Consider the following 17,903-nt stretch of genomic DNA (forward strand, 5'->3'; position numbering starts at 1 on the left):
TCATGCCCAAGAAGTATCCTCGCAGTCCCTACGAGCGTCTCGCTGGCTACGTCCATCTGCCGCGCCTGATCGACAAGGCCCGCCTGCATCGTCAGGGCCAGCTCGTCGGCTATAATTACAAGACGCTCGGGTTTGACAAGCATCTGCTCACCTTCCTGAATCTCGATCCAGACACGTTTGAAAACATCGCCAACGAACTCGACTCCGACGCGGCCATCGCCGATTGGGTGCAAAAAAATGGCGTCCGGCATTCGCCCGAGCAAATCGAGGAATGGAACCGCCACATGATTGGTCGCCACCCCGACACGCCGGAAAAACTGGCGCGCTTCAAGTTTTTCCTGAAGGAATCCGGCGGCGAAAACCGGCCCGAGGTAAAGACTTATTTCGACCTCATTGAACTCGACGAGGGCCGGATTTAGGCCAGTTGCTCCGCGTAGAACTGGAACAACAATTCCAGCGACAGACGGGCCAAAGCCGGATTGTAGCGCAGCCCCTCATCGCGCAAAAAGGCATGGGCCGCATTGAACTCGTGCCATTCGAATGCAACTCGCGCCTCTTCCAGTCGCGCCTGAATCACCCGACGGCCTTCGAGGGAAACATGCGGGTCCTGACGCCCGAAAACGAAGCAAAACGGTGACTGCGCCTCGCTGATACGAGTGAGAGTGTTATCACTTTTCCCCGCGCCCAGTGTGGCCGAATGCAGGTCTGTCGGATAAAACGCCACCGTCGCTCGCACCAGCGGATGCAGCGCGGCCCGCACCGCCAGATGACCGCCCAGGCACACGCCGAAGCTCCCGATTTTCCCCGTGCTGCGCGAGTGATCCACCAGAAACTCCGCCAGCGCCGCCGTGTCGGCATCATACGAGGCGAGCGTCTTGGCGTATTTCAATTCATTCCCGCGATCCGATCCCGCCTGATCGTAGGCCAACACCGTTCCAGCCGGCTCAAACTCGTGATACACCTCCGGCACCGCCACCAGATAACCATTCCCCGCCAGCGTCGCCGCCATGCGCCGGATCGGCCCGGTCACTTGAAAAATCTCCGAGTAAAAGATCAGCGCCGGATGTTTTCCCTCGCCCGTGGGGATGAAAAGATGCACCCGCATCGGGCCATTTGGCGTCGGAAGATCGACGGTGGAATCGGGTTGGATTGTCATGGAAGTCCGATGATTTGACGATTACCCCGTGCGGACAAGTCCTTTCTGGTGTATGAGTGCGCCCCAAAAAATTATGCCTTTTCGTTCGCTCGGGCTTTCGCCCAAAGTTTATCAAGCCGTGCAGGAAGCCGGTTACACGGAACCTACTCCGATCCAGACCGCCGCCATTCCGCTCATTCTCACGGGCACCGATCTCATCGGCATCGCCCAGACTGGCACAGGTAAAACCGCTGCGTTCACCCTCCCGGTCCTTACCAAACTCGCCGAGCAAGTCACCGATTGGGCCACGCAAAAGACCCTCACCCTCATCCTCGCGCCAACTCGCGAACTCGCCGTCCAGATCGAGGAAAACGTCCGGGCTTATGCGCATCATTTGCCGCTGCGAGTCGCCACCATTTTTGGCGGAGTCGGGGAGCGTCCACAGATCGAGGCGCTGAAAACCGGCACGCACATCATCATCGCCTGTCCGGGCCGTCTCATCGACCTCATGCAGCAGGGTTACGGCGATTTCTCGAAGCTCCAGCACCTCATTCTCGACGAGGCCGACCGCATGTTGGACATGGGTTTTCTCCCATCAATTCGCAACATCGTCCGCCGCCTCCCCAAGAAACGCCAGACGCTCCTCTTTTCCGCCACGCTCTCCAAGGAAATCGAGCAACTCACCCATGAGTTCCAACGCGATCCGAAGATTGTCGAAATCGGACGCCGCTCGAACCCAGCGGAGTCCGTCACGCAATTCGTCTATGAAGTGCCGCAAGGGCTCAAACTCACCCTCCTCGGGCACCTGCTGAAAGAGCCGCAAATGGACAGCGTGCTCGTTTTCACTCGCACCAAGCATGGCGCGGACAAAGTCGCCCGCCGCCTCGAAGGGCAGGGGGTCAAATGCGGCACATTGCATTCGAACCGCAGCCAAAATCAGCGCCTGCGCGCCCTCCAAGAATTTAAGGACGGCACCGTTCGCGTGCTCGTCGCCACCGACATTGCCGCGCGTGGCATCGACGTCGATGGCATTTCGCACGTCATCAATTACGACTTTCCGCTGCACGCCGAGGACTACGTTCATCGCATCGGACGCACCGGGCGCGCCCAGCAAGTCGGCGAGGCGATCAGCTTCGTCGCGCAGGAAGATTACGCGCCGCTGAAAACCCTCGAGCGCTTCATCGGACGCGGCATCGTTCGCAAACGCGCCGAGAATTTCGACTACTCCGCCCCAGCTCCAGCCGCGCCTCCGGGAGAACGCCCCGACCGACCTTTTCGCGACCCGCGCCGCCAGCAGCAACAGCGCGGTGGCAGTGGTCGAAGCCAGCCACGCCCTGCGACCGTCACCGCCAACGGCGATGGCCCTCGCACCAATCCGACCGCAGCTCCGAAGGGAACCGGTGGCGGACGCAGCGTGCGCGACGGCGGCAGCCGTCCAGTCGATGGCGGAAAAATCGGCCACGCCTTTCGCAATCGTCGCGCGAGGTAGATTTCATTCGAGTTGGAGTTGACTCAGTAAGTTCTTTAGTCTTCAACGATTTGTTTGAGAAGGTTGAAGGCGGCGACTTGCTTGCCGTCTTCCAGTGCGGCCATCGCCCGACGCACTTTCTTTTTCAATTCGGTGACGGCGGAATCTTCCTCCTCAGCAGGATGGAACTCGACCAGTTTTGGAAACGGATTCGGCACAGCGATGGGCTTTTTTGGCGGTTTGGGGGCGGACTTGGCCTTGGATGAGGTAGGTTTGGCTTTCGGGGCAGCGGCTGACGCGAGCAGATCGTATTTGATCCCGACGACGGCACTGCCTGCAAAACGACTCAGTGATTTCGGAAAACCAGAAACTGCCGGAGCGGGCCGGGTTGGAATCCGACCTCGCCGCGATCCGCCTTATTGCCGACGGTTTCCTGAAAAACGGTGAGGACGCGCTGCGCTTTGACCGCAGCCTGGAGCGTTTTGTCTTTCGCCGGATCCATCAGGACGAGGTAAGGCTCGGGCTGGCCGCAGCTCTCGACGATCTTGGAAAAGCGGACGGTTTTCATGAGTTCAGTCTAACATGAATGCGAGAAGGCGGGCAATGTGCGGCCCAATGAAAGCATTGCACGCCGCGTCGGGCGACCGGTATAGGAAGGAGGTGAATTTTCCCAGGCTAACCCGATTGCTCCAAAGCGGTGTCGGATGGCGGAAAAAACGGAAGCGTTTCCTGATGGTGGTGATCGATCATCAGGTGCCGACTCCCGATTGCGATGCGGGTTCCCGCAGCACGTGGCATTACATTCAGTTGTTCCTGAAGATGGGGATGGAAGTGAAGTTTATCGCGGACAACTTCCAGACGCCGGAACCTTACACGACACAGCTCCGGGAGCTCGGCGTGGAGGTACTCTCCGATGGTGGAAATCATGCCGCCATGCAGCAGTGGCTCGTGGAGCATCGGGCGGATGTCCGCTGTATTTTCACGAATCGTCCCTCCACCACGAAGCACTATCTGGAGGCGTTTCGCGGGATGCACCAGACCACGATTCTCTACTATGGACATGATCTGGCTTTCGTTCGGATTCAGCGAAGATTCGCGCTTTCCGGCGATCCGGCGGATGCGAAAAGTGCCGTGACCGTGGAGAAGCTGGAAATGAAAATTTGGCAGCAGGCGGATGCCGTTTACTACCCTTCGACGACGGAAACAGATATCGTTCTTACTCGGCTGCCGCACGTCCGGGCGCGGACGCTGCCGCTCTTTTTGCTCGAGCCCCAAGACATTCGTTATGAGGAAAATCTCGCCCAACGCCGCGACCTCATTTTTGTCGGTGCATTTGGCCATCATCCGAATCGCGATGCTGTGACGTGGTTTCTCGATCATTGCTGGCCAGTGATCGAAAAGGCGCTGCCGGGCGTCTGTTTTTACATCGTCGGCCGCGACCGGACCGATGCGATGCAACAGAGGGCGTCCGACCGGGTGATCGTCACCGGCTGGCTGAGTGAGGACGATCTAACTGCACTCTATCGGCGGTCGCGAATGGCCGTCGTTCCGCTGCGTTACGGGGCTGGAGTGAAAGGAAAAGTCGTCGAGGCCATGCATCATCATCTGCCAGTCGTCATGACGACGATCTCAGGTGAGGGCCTGCCGAATATCGCTGGCATCGCTCTTTTTGCGGATGCACCCAACGCCTTCGCGCAAAGTGTAATCGACCTCTATTCCGATGAAACCCGGCTCATCCAATTGGGAAACGCAGGCGGTGAATACGTGGCCCGGCATTTTTCTCCCGAACGAGCTTGGAAAGTCATTTTCCAAGACATCCCGCACGATTTGTGACCGAGAAAACTGTGGGTTGGGAGGGATTTGAACCCTCAACCAACGCCTTAAAAGGGCGCTGCTCTACCGTTGAGCTACCAACCCGTCGTTCCAAAAACGGGAGCGTGTAAATAACCGCTCCGGCTGGACGTTGCAAGGGAAAATGAGCCAGTGCCGAGTTTTCATCCGGGTTTGACTTTTCTCTCCAGCCTGAGTGAATAGCGGGCACGGGAGCACGTCCCAATCTGCCTTCATGTCCATTTACCGCCGCACGTTTGCCTACTTCCGCCCGTTTCTGCCGCAAACGATGCTCGCTCTCGCTCTGACTTTGATCGGGATCGGACTCAACCTAGCCAAACCATGGCCCGTTGGCGCAATCATCGACAGCGTGATTACCGAACGCCGCGCCATCAGCTGGCTGCCAAAATTGGACAAGCCGTCGCTCATTCTCTGGCTCTGCGTGGCGATGGTCGTGTTCCATTTGCTCTCGGGATTGGTGGCACTGGCGACGAATTATATCTTCGTCAAAGTCGGTCTCGAAGGCCTGCTCAAACTGCGAACCGAGTTGTATGCCTATCTCCAGGCGCTGCCGCTGAAATATCACGACTCCAAACGCAGCAGCGATTCCAGTTTCCGGGTCGCTTACGATTCGCAGGCGATCCAAACCATTTACAACAAGGGGTTTACGAACATCTTCTCGTCGAGCCTCATGCTCGCCGGCACCTTCGTCATCATGCTGCGAATGGACTGGCAGTTGACTTTGATTTCGCTCGGCATCCTTCCGTTTATCGGGCTGGCGATCCGTTATTATGGAAGTCGAGTGCGGGATCAATCGACCGTCATTCAAGAGTCCGACAGCGCCGTGCTCGCTGTGGTTCAAGAAGGCTTGAGTTCGATTAAAATGGTCCATGCCTTTGGTCGCGAAGATTGGGAAGTGGGGCAGTTTCAGGTGAAGGCGCGGCGCAGTCTCGAGGCGAATATGCACATGACCAAGACGAACATGATGAGCGCCCTGATTGTCGGCACGCTGATGGCCGCCGGCACGTCCGGGATGTATTTCGTGGGTTTCCGTCACGTGCTGGAAGGCTCGCTGGGTCTCGGACAACTGACCGTTTTCGCCGCGTATCTCGTGATGCTTTACCAGCCAATCCAGGACCTGACTTACACCGCTTGGGCGCTCGAAGGCGCAACTGCCGGGGCGAAACGTTGCTTCGAAGTTCTGGATCGTCCCGACGAGGTGAAAGATGCGCCTGACGCAGTCGCCTGGGATGGCGTCATCTCGGAAGTGGCTTATCGAGGAGTCGAGTTTGGTTACGATCCGACTCGCCCCATTTTGAAAGGGATCGATCTCAGCATCACCTCGGGCCAAACCGTGGCCTTCGTCGGCGGCACCGGAGCGGGCAAAAGCACGTTGCTCAGCCTCGTGCCTCGCTTTTACGACCCAGATGCGGGTTCCATGCTTATCAACGGACAGGACCTGCGGAAATACACCAAGAAATCCGTCCGCTCGCAGATCAGCCTCGTGCTGCAAGACACGCTGCTTTTCTCCACGACGATTCGCGAAAACATCGCCTACGGACGTCCCGATGCGACTGAGGATGAAATCATTCAAGCCGCGAAACGAGCCCAGGCGCACGAGTTCATCTCAGCCTTGCCCGAGGGCTATGGAAGTCAGGTCGGCGAACGGGGCGGGCACCTTTCCGTCGGTCAACGTCAGCGTATTGGCATTGCCCGAGCCTTTTTGAAAGACTCACCTTTGCTCCTTCTCGACGAGCCGACTTCGGCGCTAGATCCGGCCACGGAGCACGCGATTATGGGCACGATTTACGAGTTGATGCGAGGGCGGACGACTTTGATTGTGACGCACCGTCTTTCCACAATTCATGGCGTGAACCGGATCGTGGTCCTCAAGGATGGCCTGATCGCCGAGCAGGGGACCGGAGCGGAATTGCTCGCCAAAAATGGCGTCTATGCCGAACTCTACAAGTCCGCCGAGTACGCCGGTTAGAGTCGACTCCAACTCGAATGCAAAATTTATGAACATCCTGCCCAACCGACATGTTGAAGATGATTGGTACTCCAAGCCCGTGCCCGAAAACATCGTCTGGGGCGAGCGGCTTTACCTCGAAACGGCTCAGGTTTTCCGCCAGTTCAAGAGCCTGCTCACTCCAGCCGTCGAGATCGGAAACGACGTTTCCATTTACGCCGGCTGCTCGTTTGCTCTCGGGCCAAAAGGGCGTTGTTCCATCGGCGATTTCAGCCTCGTCAATGGCGCGCTGATCATGGCTGAGGAGGAAATCACCATTGGAAAACATTGCCTGATTAGTTGGAACGTCGGGCTGGCCGATAGCGACTTCCATCCGATTGATCCGGCATTGCGGCTCCAGGACACCATCGCTTGCAGCGTTTATTATCCCAATAAACCGGCGCGTCCGAAGATCGAGACGCGGCCCATTCACATCTGCGACAACGTCTGGATCGGCATGAATGCGGTCATTTTGAAAGGCGTCACCATCGGCGAAAACTCCATTGTTGCCGCCGGTTCGGTCGTCACCAAAGACGTGCCGCCCAACACCATCGTCGCCGGCAACCCCGCCCGCATCGTCAAAGAATTATGAGCCGAAAGAAAATCATCGTCATGGGTTTCATGGGGAATTGTCCCATCGCCGGCGTCATCTGGCAGCACATCCATTACATCGTCGGCCTGCAGGAACTCGGGCACGAAGTTTATTACATCGAGGACTCGGCGCGCATCCCATACAACCCGGTGGACTTCGATACGACTGAGGACACGACTTATGCGGGGCAGGTGCTCGACACGCTGGCGAAACGCTACGGCTTCGACGGGCGCTGGTCGTTTTGCCCGAGGTATTTGCCCGATCCGGCGGCGGGAACGCTTGGTTTGTCGCTGGCTCGGATCAAGGAACTTTACGTCGAGGCCGATGCGATTCTGAACGTCTGCGGCTCGCAGGAATTCAATGAGGATCTGCTGAAAAGCGACCGCATTCTCTACGTCGAAAGCGACCCTGGCGTGGAGCAAATCAAGGTCGATCAAGGCAGCCAGAACACCCTCGATTATCTCCAGCGCCATCACGCGCTTTTCACGTTCGGCGAGAACATTGGAACTTCCGAGTTTCCGGTTCCGCTTCACGGTTTGAAGTGGCTCCCGACCCGCCAGCCGGTGGTAACGAGTCTGTGGTATCAGCCCGATCTGCCGGGGCCAGACGCAGTTTTCACGTCAGTGGCCAACTGGTCCACCAGCGGTAAGAAAGACATTCAGTGGAATGGTGAAAACTATCTCTGGAGCAAGTCGCTGGAGTTTATGAAATTTTCCTCGGCACCGGTGGCGAGTGGAGAGTCGTTTCAACTCGCTACGGACATCAAAAACCCAGTCGAGCGCGATCTGTTTCTGAGCCAAAACTGGTCGCTGGTCCTGCCGCATTTGCTCAGCTCGGACTACGATTCCTATGTGCGCTACATCCAGGGCAGCAAGGGTGAATTCACCGTCGCCAAAGACCAATATGTGCGGCTAAACACGGGCTGGTTTAGCGACCGCACGGCGTGTTATCTGGCGAGTGGACGGCCTGCGATCACGCAGGAAACCGGGTTTACGAAACACTACGGAAACGCGGGCGGATTGTTTGCCTACTCGACCGTCGAGGAAATCGTCGAGGCCGTGCGCGAGATTAATTCCGACTACAAAAAGCACTGTCGGCTCGCTTACGAACTGGCCTGCGAGGTGTTTGAAGCCCGCAAAGTGCTCGCCTCGCTTTTGGAGCGCGCGGGCGTTTAAATCCGATTCAGCGACTTCTGTAAGTCGTTGAGGATCAAAAGGATTTGCCAAACAGACTGGGTTGGATCGCAAACAACTCGTGGTAAACCATCAACAGACAGTGGGATGGCGCAACCATCCAAGGGGAGAGTCAGTCTGACCTCGGTGGGAGTGCCTGCAACCGAGGCTGGAGGCACTTTACGGATAGCTGGAGCCGCTCCAACCCTGGCTGGAGAGTAAACAGACCTGTCTGAAGCGACTCGGACATCCCGGAGACAGGCTCCATCCTTGAGGAATTATGCTCGTCGCCGCCGCGAAAAGCCGCACTCAGATCATGCCCAGCTTCATCTTGCCGACTTCGCTGATCATGTGCTGATTCCATGGTGGATCCCAGACGAGAATGACTTCCGCTTCGTCCACTCCGGGAACGCTGACGACGCGACTGCGGGCGTCCTCGGCGATGGTCGGGCCCATGCCGCAGCCGGGAGCGGTGAGAGTCATCTTGATCTCGACTTTGGTTTTAGCCTCGTCGGTTTTCAAAATCTGGCAGTCGTAAACCAGCCCGAGATCGACAATGTTCACCGGAATTTCCGGGTCATAGACGTTCTTGAGCTGGTCCCAGACTTTCTCGGTATCGACTTCGCCCTCGTATTGGGGAGCTTCTTCGGTGGCAATTTTTTGAGCCAGATCGATGCCCAAGGCGTCGGCGTCGATGTCGGCAATGCGGGCCAGACCCTGCTCCGACGCGACGGTGTAAGTGCCTCCGAGCGATTGAGTGATGTAAACACGGCTGCCTTCGAGCAGAGTGATTTTATCGCCGCTGGGAATGCGGACAGCAGGTGTGTCGCGGGAAAGGAGAATTTCTTGGTTGGAATCCATGGATGCTAGGAGTTGAGGACGACTTTGAGTTTTTTGTCGGAGGAAGTTCCAGCGGAGAGCTGGCCGAAAAGGGTGGGGGAATTGGCGGGAGCCGGAGTTTGAGCCGCCTCAGGGGCGAGCGCGTTGCGCAGGGCACCTTCGACGAGCTGGGCGCAATGGATTTTCATCGGTGGCAATGGACCCAGCGGAGCGGAAAGATCGGAGCCGTTGAGAGCCAGCGCCTCGTCGATGGATTTGCCGCGGAGCATCTCGGTCGCGACGCTGGCGACGGCGATGGCGGTCTCGCAGCCGAAAGTCTGAAAGCTGGCGCGGTCGATGACTTTCCGACCGTTTTCCTCGCGGAATTTCACCCACATCCGCAGCATGTCGCCGCAATCGGCGCTGCCCACGGTGCCGATGGCGTCGGCATTGGCGATTTCCCCGACGTTTTGCGGGTTGCGCGTAGCGGCTTCGAGCCGGTCGTTGAAGGTTTCGTTGTCGGATGGAGCGGACATAGCAATGGAACTCGAATGAGGTTTATTCCAAATGATAGCGGGGCAGATCGGGATTGATCTGCTCGCTCCAGGCGTCGATACCGCCGGTGAGTCCACGCACGTTGTTGAAGCCATGACCTTGAAAATAAGCGGCGGCGTCGAGGGTCCGTTTGCCCTGATGATCGACGATGACCAGCAAGGCGTCTTTGTCCCAAGTGGACGTGATTTCCGCGAGCAACTCCTGGCTGAAAAGATGCGAGCCCGCGATGTGGACGGCCTCATATTCTTCACGGGTGCGGATGTCGAGAAACTTGGCTTCGCCTGTCTCCAAGGCCGTAGCCGCGTCGGTTGGGGAAATGAGCGATTTCTCGTCGTCGGCCTGGCTTTTTTCCAAGTAGTCGATCACTTCCGACACGGAGAGATTTTCGTTCCGATTACAAACGCCAGCAAGCGTCTCGCCAGGCTGAAAGCCGCAACTGCTGCAGCCGCCGATGTGATATTGCCGAAAGAGCGCCCGTTGCGCGCCTGGATAAACCTCCAGAAGCTCGGCCATCGTGAGGTCGGGATGAATCGTCGAAGTCATCGAACTTTAAGCCGGTTGGCCGGTCATGCCGCCCGGAAAATCGGGTGCGATTACGATCTCAGGCGGTGAGGTGCGGGAGGGCTTGTCATCACCACCCAGTGGCGTGCCGGTGATCGGTGGCGGCGGATTTCTCATCGAACCGGTTTCGACGATGTCACGAGTCTGCTCACCAGTGAGCGTTTCGAATTCGAGCAAGGCCTTGGCGATGATTTCAAGTTTGTCGCGATGCTTGGTGATGAGTTCCTCGGCTTTCGCATAGGCATCGTCGCAGAGCTTGCGGACTTCCAAATCGATCTCCAACGCGGTGGCTTCGGAGTAATTCCGGGGTTTGCCCATGCCGCCCATGAAGGAGGATTCGTCGCTGTCGCTGTAGCCGACCATGCCCATTTTTTCGCTCATGCCCCAGTCGCAAACCATCTTGCGAGCCATCGCGGTGGCCTGGCGAATGTCGCCGCTGGCTCCGTTCGTGATGTCTCCGAAAATGAGTTGTTCGGCAATACGTCCACCCATCGTCATGATGAGGCTTTCGAGCAACTCTTGTTTGCGGCTGGTGTATTTGTCCTCCAGCGGCAGGAACATGGTCACTCCAAGGGCTGGTCCGCGTGGGATGATCGTGACCTTGTGCAGCGGCTCGACATGCTTCAGGAGAATGCCCAACAAAGCGTGGCCCGCTTCATGGTAGGCTGTGTTTTCCTTTTCCTTGTTGCTCATGGCGAGACTGCGGCGCTCGCGTCCGAAACGGACTTTGTCGCGGGCTTCCTCCAGCTCGGAAAGGGTGATGGCTTTCAATCCACGGCGCGCGGCCAGGAGAGCGGCTTCGTTGATGACGTTGGCGAGTTCGGCTCCAGAGAAGCCGGGAGTGCCGCGGGCGACGGTGTCGAGTTGCGTGCCTTCGGCGATTTTCACCTTTTTGGCGTGAACCCGCAGGATTTCCTCGCGTCCTTTCACATCGGGCAGCGGCACCACCACCTGGCGGTCGAAACGGCCCGGACGCAGCAGAGCGGGATCGAGCACGTCGGCCCGGTTGGTCGCAGCGATAATGATGACGCCTTCCTGCGCGTCGAAGCCGTCCATTTCGACTAACATCGCATTCAAAGTCTGCTCACGCTCGTCGTGCCCGCCGCCCATGCCATGTCCGCGGTGGCGACCGACGGCGTCAATCTCGTCGATAAAGATCAAACATGGAGCCGATTTGCGGCCTTGCTCAAACATGTCGCGAACGCGCGAGGCACCGACACCAACAAACATTTCCACAAAGTCCGAGCCGCTGATGCTGAAAAATGGCACGTCGGCCTCACCGGCAATGGCGCGGGCGAGCAGGGTTTTGCCCGTGCCCGGAGAGCCGACCATGAGCACGCCCTTCGGAATGTGACCGCCCAATTTCTGAAACTTCTTTGGGTCTTTCAGAAACTCGACGATTTCGGAGACTTCCTCCTTGGCTTCCTCGACGCCAGCAACGTCCTTGAAGGTGATTTTGTTCTTCTCGCGAGCGAGCATCCGAGCCTTCGATTTGCCGAAATTCATCGCGCCTTTGCCTGCCATTTTGATCTGCTGGCGGAAGAGGAAATAGAGCACGAGGAGGAAGATCGCGATGGGTAAAAAGCTGACCAGCGCCGAGGCGAGAACGTTGTTTTGCTCCTGAATATCGACCTTGTAGCCAGCGTCCTTGATTTGCTGTTCCAGATTGCGATTCACATCGAACAGGACCCGCGTCTTGAACTCCGTCGGGAGCACTTTGCTCGGAGTCGTGGTCGTCTCATTTTGGGCAAAATAACCGTGGATATATTGCGTGCTGCGGCCTTGCTCGACCACGAGTTCGATGGGGAGATTTCGGTCAAAGGCACCCGCTTTCAGACGCTCCTCGAATTGATAGTATTTCAACTCCTGCACATTGGCGAGTGGACGGAAGAGCAGCGCACCGCCGATGAGGGCAAAAGCGAGAGCGAAAAGAATGATCCCGCGCCAGTTGAAATTGGGATCCGGTGAAGGGGTGCGGTTACGATTTTCCTTGGGTCCGCGAGAGTCGTTGTTGGACATGATTTTAGTTCGACAGGGTATCACATCGGTTTGCTCAATGCAAAACCGGCGGGTCTGATTTCACCTGAAGTCGACGCAAAGAAAAAACGGATAATTTACTTAACGCCAGCCGCTGCTGCCGTCACCGACGCCACGGTGTATTCGCGGTTCAGCCGAGCAATGAATGTGGCTGGAATCGCCGCCGGGCAAACCGCCTCACACTCGTAATGGTTGCTGCAATTTCCGAAGCCCTCGGCATCCATTTGCTCGACCATTTTCAGCACGCGCCGCTTGCGCTCTGGCTGGCCTTGTGGGAGCAGGCTGAGGTGGCTGACTTTGGCCGCCGTGAAGAGCATCGCGGATGAGTTCGGGCAGGCCGCCACGCAGGCACCGCAACCGATGCAAGCCGCCGCATCCATGGATTCATCGGCGTCTTCCTTGCTGATCGGGACCGAATTGGCATCGGGCGCGGAACCGGTGCGGGCGGTAATGTAACCGCCGGCCTGAATGATGCGGTCGAGCGACTTGCGATCGACCACCAGATCCTTCAGGATTTTGAACGCCTTCCCGCGAAACGGCTCGATGAAAATCGTGTCGCCGTCCTGAAAATTCCGCATGTAAACCTGGCACGTCGTCCCGCGCTTCGGACCATGGGCGACACCGTTAATGACGAGCGAGCAAGCGCCGCAAATGCCTTCGCGACAGTCGTGGTCGAAGGCAATCGGGTCGTCTTTTTTCAGAATCAGACACTCGTTCACGATGTCCAGCATCTCCAGGAATGAAGCTTCCGCTGGAATGTTTTGCGCGGGATATTCCTTGAGAACACCTTCTAACTCCGGGCTTTTTTGCCGCCACACTTTGAGGGTAAAATTCATGACAGTTATTTGTAACTCCGCTGGGCCAGTTTCACGCTTTCATAGGTGAGCGGCTCCTTGTGCAAAACCGGATTGGCCAGATCTCCAGAGTGCTCCCAAGCCGCCACGTAGGCGTAGTCTTCATCGTTGCGCAGCGCCTCGCCCTCGCCCGTCTGATATTCCGTGCGAAAATGTCCGCCGCAGCTTTCCTCGCGGTCGAGCGCATCGCGACAGGTCAACTCGCTAAACTCCAGGAAATCCGCCACGCGACCAGCTTTTTCGAGACTTTGATTCAACTCTGCTCCGCTGCCATCGACCATCACGTTTTGCCAGAATTCCTCGCGCAGCGCCGGGATTTTTTCCAAGGCTTCCAGCAGCCCAGCGCGATTGCGGGCCATGCCGCATTTGTCCCACATGAGCAGGCCGAGTTCGCGGTGAAAGGAATCGACCGTGCGCTTGCCCTTGATGCTCAGGAACAAGTTCGTCCGCGCCTGGACTTCGGCTTCGACCTTCTTAAACTCCGGGTGATCGGTGGTGATTTTCTTTCCCGCAACGGTCGCGAGATAGTTTCCAATCGTGTAAGGCAGCACGAAATATCCGTCGGCCAGACCCTGCATCAAGGCGCTCGCGCCGAGTCGGTTCGCACCGTGATCGGAGAAATTTGCCTCGCCGAGCACGTGCAAACCAGGGACGTTGCTCATCAAATTGTAGTCCACCCAGAGTCCGCCCATGGTGTAATGCACCGCCGGGAAAATGCGCATCGGCTGCTTGTAAGCGTCCTCGCCGGTGATGTTTTCGTACATCTCAAAAAGGTTGCTGTAACGCTCGCGCACGACCGGTTCGCTCAGCCGCTTGATTGCGTCAGCGAAATCCAGATAAACCCCTAGCCCGCCTGGGCCGACCCCGCGTCCGTCGTCGCAGGCTTCCTTGGCGCTGCGGGAGGAAATGTCGCGCGGGGCGAGATTGCCGTAGCTCGGGTATTTTCGTTCCAGATAATAATCGCGGTCGTCCTCGGGAATGTCCTGTGGACGCTTGCCGCAATCCTCTTTTCGCTTCGGTACCCAGACGCGGCCGTCGTTGCGCAGCGACTCAGACATCAATGTCAGCTTCGACTGGTATTCACCGGTGACTGGGATGCAAGTCGGATGGATCTGGGTAAAACACGGGTTGGCAAAATACGCGCCTTTCTTGTGCGCGCGCCATGGAGCGGTGACGTTGCAACCTTTCGCATTGGTCGAAAGATAGAAGACATTTCCGTAGCCGCCGGTCGCCAGAACGACCGTGTCGCCCGCGTGGCTGGTCACTTTTCCAGTGGTTAAATCGCGCACCACGATACCTTTGGCGTGGCCGTCGATCATCACGACTTCCAGCATTTCGGTGCGGTAATACATTTCCACCGTCTTGTCGGCGATTTGCTTGCTGAGCGCCGAATACGCGCCGAGGAGAAGTTGTTGTCCCGTCTGGCCGCGAGCGTAAAACGTCCGGGAAACCTGCGCGCCGCCGAAAGAGCGATTCGCCAGCAAGCCGCCGTATTCACGGGCAAACGGCACGCCCTGAGCGGCACATTGGTCGATGATCGCCGAGCTAACTTCGGCCAGGCGATGCACGTTCGCCTCGCGGGAACGGAAGTCGCCGCCCTTGATCGTGTCGTAGAAAAGACGGTGAACGCTGTCGCCGTCGTTCTGGTAATTTTTCGCGGCGTTGATGCCGCCCTGGGCCGCGATGCTGTGGGCACGACGCGGGCTGTCCTGATAGCAGAAACATTTCACCTGATAACCCATTTCGCCCAAAGTCGCGGCGGCGGACGCGCCAGCCAGTCCGGAGCCGACGATGATGATCTGGTATTTCCGCCGATTGGCGGGATTGATCAGCTTCGACTCAAACTTGTGCTTCTCCCATTTCTGTTCGAGCGGGCCGGAGGGAATTTTGGAGTCGAGTGGCATGGTGATCAGTGAAGTGGGGACCAGGAGGGCAGACCTTGCAGATGCAAAAGAACGGAAACCGGAATGCTGATGAAGCCCAATGCGATGGCGATGGAGAGGAATTTCCCGCCGTTGTCCACGAGGTTGATGACGGGGCGGCTCTTGATTCCCAAGGTTTGAATGGAACTCGAAATGCCGTGTTTCAAGTGCATCCCGAGCAGGGCGACGCCCAGAATGTAGAAAGCGGAAATGGCGGGATTGCTGAAGCCCAAAATCATTCGCGAGTAAACGTCCGGATGCCCTGCGGGATCGACGAGGGTTTTATAAACCGGATGAAAAACGATCAGCGTGAAATGCAGCACGTGATAGATCACGAAACAAAGAACGGTGATTCCGCTCAGAGCCATCCAGCGCGAGGCGGCGGTGGATTTCTGAGGAGTGACCTTGGAGTATTTGGCGGGACGCGCCTTTCGGTTTTCGATGACCAAGGCAATCGTGGTGATGATGTGGACTACGAAAATAAAGAGGAGTCCCAGTCGGATGATCCAGAGAAGGGGGCCGAGCGACTGGAGTTTGGCGGCGTAGTTGTTAAAGATTTCCTTGTCCGGCAGAAAGAACTGGAGGTTGCCCACCAAGTGGCCCATGACGAACCCGAGAAGTCCGAGCCCCGTCAGTGCCACGATCCATTTCCGTCCAATGGAAGACGTGGCAAAACTCAGCAACGGGGACTTGGCGAAACTTCCGAGTGAGGACGTGGAGGGAACCGGCATGGCAGCAGAGTATTAATTTTGCTAATATTGTCAATGTTTCGGGAAAGCTTATTTGGGGACGTCGAGTGCCAGCGCCATGGCTTGGGTTTCGGTGAGACTTTTTGCGAGATAACTCCAGATGAGCTGTAGCTCCGGACCGGGTGGCTGCGGGGGCAGGGGACATGATTGCAGATCGCCGAAATGGGCTTCGTTGGCCTCGACGAAGGCGGCGAGCTTTTCCAGACGCTGATCCAGTTCCTTGATAGGCTGGTCAAATGAGTCGCAGCCGACTGGACTCTCGGCGAGATGCACGGCAATGGCGGTGAGGGCGCGGGTGATGCGTTGATTGTAAGTGGTCAGCGCGGTGCCGCGATCCGCCGCCAGCTCGGCGATTCCTGGCTCGGCGAGCAGGCGCTGCAACGAAGTGGAGGCGTAGCGACTGGCGTTTTCCGCCTTGCGTTTGCTGGCGAGAACCTCCTCGAAGTCGCTGCTCGGCGCGCTCAGATGGCGGGCGATGGAGGCAAGATAAACCCGGTTTGCGCGAATCGATGCCGCGAGCAGCGTATTGAATTTTCCACCCTCCCAGATCGGCCAGAAAAGCAGCGCGGCCACCAGGGCCACCGCGCCGCCTGCGGCATTGCAAAGCAGCCGGCTGACCGTGAAATCCAAGTGGACCGGGCCGATGGTTTCCGTGAGGAGCACGATCATAATGGTTACAAAAAAGACCGCGCGTCCGTAGCGCAGCTTCACGTAGTAAGCGAAGCCGAACGACATCAAACCGGCCAGCCCATCGAGTAGGAGCAGCGGCATTTTGATCCAAAGCAAAGCGCTCCCGAGCAAGCTGCCGGCAAACGTCCCTCCGATGCGCTGCGCCGCGCGTTCGCGAGTCGAGCCAAAGTCCGGTTGCAGCACGACGACCATCGTAAACGGAATCCAATACCCGTGCGGAATCTGGAACGCCTTGTAAACCGCCACGCCGCCCATCATCACCAGCGCCATGCGCAAGGCGTGGCGCACCAGCACGGGATCGACCTGCGACGCGGGGTTCATCCAGACAGCGACGGAGCGGATGGATTTCCCACCCAGATCGGGCAGGCGCGAGGGAAATCTGGCCATGCCCTGCGGCCCGTGGTCGATGGTGGTTGCCAGCGTGGCGTCGATCCGCGGAAGGATGAGCGCGATCTTGCCGAGCGCGTCCTGGAGTTGAGTTAGATCGTTATCTGACGCGTCGGTCGGGGCGATTTGCTCCTCGCAGACGTGGATTAAATGCAGGCAGCGCTGGATGCGCACCTCGGTCGCGGCGAAATTTTCCGACCGGTGCGAGATCAGAGTGATCGCCACGGAGCGCGCCGTGTCGCTCAGCGCCTTGATGACGGAATCCATCGTCGGCAGATGCGGCGCGAACGATGGGGAAGTCATCAGCGGTTCCCAGGCAGCGTGCAATCCGGTCACGCGCATCGCCAGATGCACGACCTCGCGGCGCATCTCCTCCAGATGCTGGAGCAGGGCAGTGCGGCGCTTGTTTTCGGCGGCGCCGAGAATCACGAAAGTCCGGTCCAGAGCCAGGCGCAGCTCGCGTTCTTTCTCCATCATCAGCCCGACTGGCGCCACGGCTCCGTCGAGCGGCGGACGCATGCTGGCGATCACGTCGGAGAGAGCGACCCATGTTTCGCCGACCGCGTAGCGTAGAGGATGTTGCGGGCGGAAGAGCCAGAAAACCACGTGCAGCAACGCCGTTCCCGCGCCTCCGATAAAGATCAAACCCGCCAGGTGCCAGCCGTGCGCCAGCGTGCCGGGTTGGGAGAGCCCGAGCAGAAACAACAGCACCGACGCCACGCTGAGATGTGCGCCATAATCTGCGCTGAGATGACGCCACACGCCTCCGAGCAGCGCCAGAAAACCCGCCGCCAGGATCGACGCGACCAGGCTCCCTCCGCACCACACGCCGAGCACCGCCGCAAAGGCGACCGCTGCCGTGATCGTGGCCAGAATGACAAGCCGCATCCCATACGCGCCGCGCAGATCGGGCAGCGCCATGGTCTGCGCAGACATGGCGATGAGAATGGCGTCGGACGTTCTCCCCAGCCAGTGGCAGATGAGCAGCGGTATGAGAAAAGCCACACTCGCACGGAAGCCCCGCCGGAACTCCGGCCGCAGGGTAAAATCTTCCGGGAGACGCCACATGAATGAGCCCGCAGAATAAAGACCCTCTACCGCAAACTCAAGCGGCTGACCTTTTC

Annotated in this window: 17 protein-coding genes and 1 tRNA gene; 6 read left to right on the forward strand and 12 right to left on the reverse strand. The window is 58.1% G+C overall.

What is annotated here, in order from left to right; translation table 11 throughout:
• Nucleotides 1-2: 2 nt before the first annotated feature.
• The gene (locus tag ABIT76_14360; protein MEO7934334.1) at nt 3-419 is read left to right on the forward strand and encodes a DUF5069 domain-containing protein; all 417 of its coding nucleotides are present in this window, start codon (nt 3-5) and stop codon (nt 417-419) included.
• Here the strand turns inward: ABIT76_14360 and ABIT76_14365 are convergent.
• Entirely contained in the window at nt 416-1,156 is a 741-nt protein-coding gene (locus ABIT76_14365; protein ID MEO7934335.1) for a dienelactone hydrolase family protein, read from the reverse strand. The genes ABIT76_14360 and ABIT76_14365 overlap by 4 nt on opposite strands.
• Before the next feature lie 73 nt (nt 1,157-1,229).
• Between ABIT76_14365 and ABIT76_14370 the strand changes: the two genes are divergently transcribed.
• On the forward strand, nt 1,230-2,624 hold the full coding sequence (locus tag ABIT76_14370; protein MEO7934336.1) for a DEAD/DEAH box helicase: 1,395 nt from the start codon (nt 1,230-1,232) through the stop codon (nt 2,622-2,624).
• Between the two features lie 35 nt (nt 2,625-2,659).
• Here ABIT76_14370 and ABIT76_14375 read toward each other — a convergent pair whose 3' ends face one another.
• Nucleotides 2,660-2,821 carry a hypothetical protein gene (locus tag ABIT76_14375; GenBank protein ID MEO7934337.1) on the reverse strand — a complete coding sequence of 54 codons (162 nt, stop codon included), beginning with the start codon at nt 2,819-2,821 and terminating at the stop codon, nt 2,660-2,662.
• Between the two features lie 128 nt (nt 2,822-2,949).
• Nucleotides 2,950-3,171, reverse strand: coding sequence for a hypothetical protein (locus ABIT76_14380; protein MEO7934338.1), 222 nt, complete (start codon nt 3,169-3,171; stop codon nt 2,950-2,952).
• A 47-nt stretch (nt 3,172-3,218) separates the two neighbouring features.
• Between ABIT76_14380 and ABIT76_14385 the strand changes: the two genes are divergently transcribed.
• Nucleotides 3,219-4,436, forward strand: coding sequence for a glycosyltransferase family 4 protein (locus tag ABIT76_14385; GenBank protein ID MEO7934339.1), 1,218 nt, complete (start codon nt 3,219-3,221; stop codon nt 4,434-4,436).
• A gap of 12 nt (nt 4,437-4,448) precedes the next feature.
• Here the strand turns inward: ABIT76_14385 and ABIT76_14390 are convergent.
• Nucleotides 4,449-4,520, reverse strand: a tRNA-Lys gene (locus ABIT76_14390).
• A 148-nt stretch (nt 4,521-4,668) separates the two neighbouring features.
• Here ABIT76_14390 and ABIT76_14395 point away from each other — a divergent pair.
• Genes ABIT76_14395 through ABIT76_14405 form a run of 3 tightly spaced genes read left to right on the forward strand, consistent with a single transcriptional unit; the run spans nt 4,669 to nt 8,208 of the window.
• Complete coding sequence (locus tag ABIT76_14395; protein MEO7934340.1) at nt 4,669-6,423, forward strand: ABC transporter ATP-binding protein; 1,755 nt, start codon at nt 4,669-4,671, stop codon at nt 6,421-6,423.
• A 28-nt stretch (nt 6,424-6,451) separates the two neighbouring features.
• Nucleotides 6,452-7,033: an acyltransferase gene (locus tag ABIT76_14400; GenBank protein MEO7934341.1), complete on the forward strand. Its 582-nt coding sequence runs from the start codon at nt 6,452-6,454 to the stop codon at nt 7,031-7,033.
• Complete coding sequence (locus ABIT76_14405; GenBank protein ID MEO7934342.1) at nt 7,030-8,208, forward strand: hypothetical protein; 1,179 nt, start codon at nt 7,030-7,032, stop codon at nt 8,206-8,208. Before ABIT76_14400 ends, ABIT76_14405 begins: the two co-directional genes overlap by 4 nt.
• 306 nt (nt 8,209-8,514) lie before the next feature.
• On the opposite strand, the gene sufT is transcribed toward ABIT76_14405, so the two are convergent.
• The 8 genes from sufT to ABIT76_14445 all read right to left on the reverse strand — a co-directional run bounded on the left by sufT (nt 8,515) and on the right by ABIT76_14445 (nt 17,847).
• Nucleotides 8,515-9,066: a putative Fe-S cluster assembly protein SufT gene (sufT, locus tag ABIT76_14410; GenBank protein ID MEO7934343.1), complete on the reverse strand. Its 552-nt coding sequence runs from the start codon at nt 9,064-9,066 to the stop codon at nt 8,515-8,517.
• Between the two features lie 5 nt (nt 9,067-9,071).
• Nucleotides 9,072-9,560 carry an iron-sulfur cluster assembly scaffold protein gene (locus tag ABIT76_14415; protein MEO7934344.1) on the reverse strand — a complete coding sequence of 163 codons (489 nt, stop codon included), beginning with the start codon at nt 9,558-9,560 and terminating at the stop codon, nt 9,072-9,074.
• 22 nt (nt 9,561-9,582) lie between these two features.
• Nucleotides 9,583-10,122, reverse strand: a complete 540-nt coding sequence (locus ABIT76_14420; protein MEO7934345.1) for a rhodanese-like domain-containing protein — start codon at nt 10,120-10,122, stop codon at nt 9,583-9,585.
• A 6-nt stretch (nt 10,123-10,128) separates the two neighbouring features.
• Nucleotides 10,129-12,159, reverse strand: a complete 2,031-nt coding sequence (gene ftsH / locus ABIT76_14425; GenBank protein MEO7934346.1) for an ATP-dependent zinc metalloprotease FtsH — start codon at nt 12,157-12,159, stop codon at nt 10,129-10,131.
• Nucleotides 12,160-12,254: 95 nt separating this feature from the next.
• Nucleotides 12,255-13,013, reverse strand: coding sequence for a succinate dehydrogenase/fumarate reductase iron-sulfur subunit (locus tag ABIT76_14430; protein MEO7934347.1), 759 nt, complete (start codon nt 13,011-13,013; stop codon nt 12,255-12,257).
• A gap of 5 nt (nt 13,014-13,018) precedes the next feature.
• The gene (locus tag ABIT76_14435) at nt 13,019-14,935 is read right to left on the reverse strand and encodes a fumarate reductase/succinate dehydrogenase flavoprotein subunit (GenBank protein MEO7934348.1); all 1,917 of its coding nucleotides are present in this window, start codon (nt 14,933-14,935) and stop codon (nt 13,019-13,021) included.
• A gap of 5 nt (nt 14,936-14,940) precedes the next feature.
• On the reverse strand, nt 14,941-15,684 hold the full coding sequence (locus ABIT76_14440) for a succinate dehydrogenase cytochrome b subunit (protein MEO7934349.1): 744 nt from the start codon (nt 15,682-15,684) through the stop codon (nt 14,941-14,943).
• 48 nt (nt 15,685-15,732) lie between these two features.
• On the reverse strand, nt 15,733-17,847 hold the full coding sequence (locus ABIT76_14445; protein MEO7934350.1) for an FUSC family protein: 2,115 nt from the start codon (nt 17,845-17,847) through the stop codon (nt 15,733-15,735).
• Nucleotides 17,848-17,903 lie beyond the last annotated feature (56 nt).

Source organism: Chthoniobacterales bacterium (genome assembly GCA_039930045.1).
Taxonomy (GTDB): Bacteria; Verrucomicrobiota; Verrucomicrobiia; order Chthoniobacterales; family DASVRZ01; genus DASVRZ01.

Bases quoted from the DNA above. Each gene is read 5' to 3' on its own strand.
- ABIT76_14360 (MEO7934334.1), top strand. From the start codon at position 3: ATGCCCAAGAAGTATCCTCGCAGTCCCTACGAGCGTCTCGCTGGCTAC.
- ABIT76_14365 (MEO7934335.1), bottom strand. From the start codon at position 1,156: ATGACAATCCAACCCGATTCCACCGTCGATCTTCCGACGCCAAATGGC.
- ABIT76_14370 (MEO7934336.1), top strand. From the start codon at position 1,230: ATGCCTTTTCGTTCGCTCGGGCTTTCGCCCAAAGTTTATCAAGCCGTG.
- ABIT76_14380 (MEO7934338.1), bottom strand. From the start codon at position 3,171: ATGAAAACCGTCCGCTTTTCCAAGATCGTCGAGAGCTGCGGCCAGCCC.
- ABIT76_14385 (MEO7934339.1), top strand. From the start codon at position 3,219: ATGAAAGCATTGCACGCCGCGTCGGGCGACCGGTATAGGAAGGAGGTG.
- ABIT76_14395 (MEO7934340.1), top strand. From the start codon at position 4,669: ATGTCCATTTACCGCCGCACGTTTGCCTACTTCCGCCCGTTTCTGCCG.
- ABIT76_14400 (MEO7934341.1), top strand. From the start codon at position 6,452: ATGAACATCCTGCCCAACCGACATGTTGAAGATGATTGGTACTCCAAG.
- ABIT76_14405 (MEO7934342.1), top strand. From the start codon at position 7,030: ATGAGCCGAAAGAAAATCATCGTCATGGGTTTCATGGGGAATTGTCCC.
- sufT (MEO7934343.1), bottom strand. From the start codon at position 9,066: ATGGATTCCAACCAAGAAATTCTCCTTTCCCGCGACACACCTGCTGTC.
- ABIT76_14415 (MEO7934344.1), bottom strand. From the start codon at position 9,560: ATGTCCGCTCCATCCGACAACGAAACCTTCAACGACCGGCTCGAAGCC.
- ABIT76_14420 (MEO7934345.1), bottom strand. From the start codon at position 10,122: ATGACTTCGACGATTCATCCCGACCTCACGATGGCCGAGCTTCTGGAG.
- ftsH (MEO7934346.1), bottom strand. From the start codon at position 12,159: ATGTCCAACAACGACTCTCGCGGACCCAAGGAAAATCGTAACCGCACC.
- ABIT76_14430 (MEO7934347.1), bottom strand. From the start codon at position 13,013: ATGAATTTTACCCTCAAAGTGTGGCGGCAAAAAAGCCCGGAGTTAGAA.
- ABIT76_14435 (MEO7934348.1), bottom strand. From the start codon at position 14,935: ATGCCACTCGACTCCAAAATTCCCTCCGGCCCGCTCGAACAGAAATGG.
- ABIT76_14440 (MEO7934349.1), bottom strand. From the start codon at position 15,684: ATGCCGGTTCCCTCCACGTCCTCACTCGGAAGTTTCGCCAAGTCCCCG.
- ABIT76_14445 (MEO7934350.1), bottom strand. From the start codon at position 17,847: ATGTGGCGTCTCCCGGAAGATTTTACCCTGCGGCCGGAGTTCCGGCGG.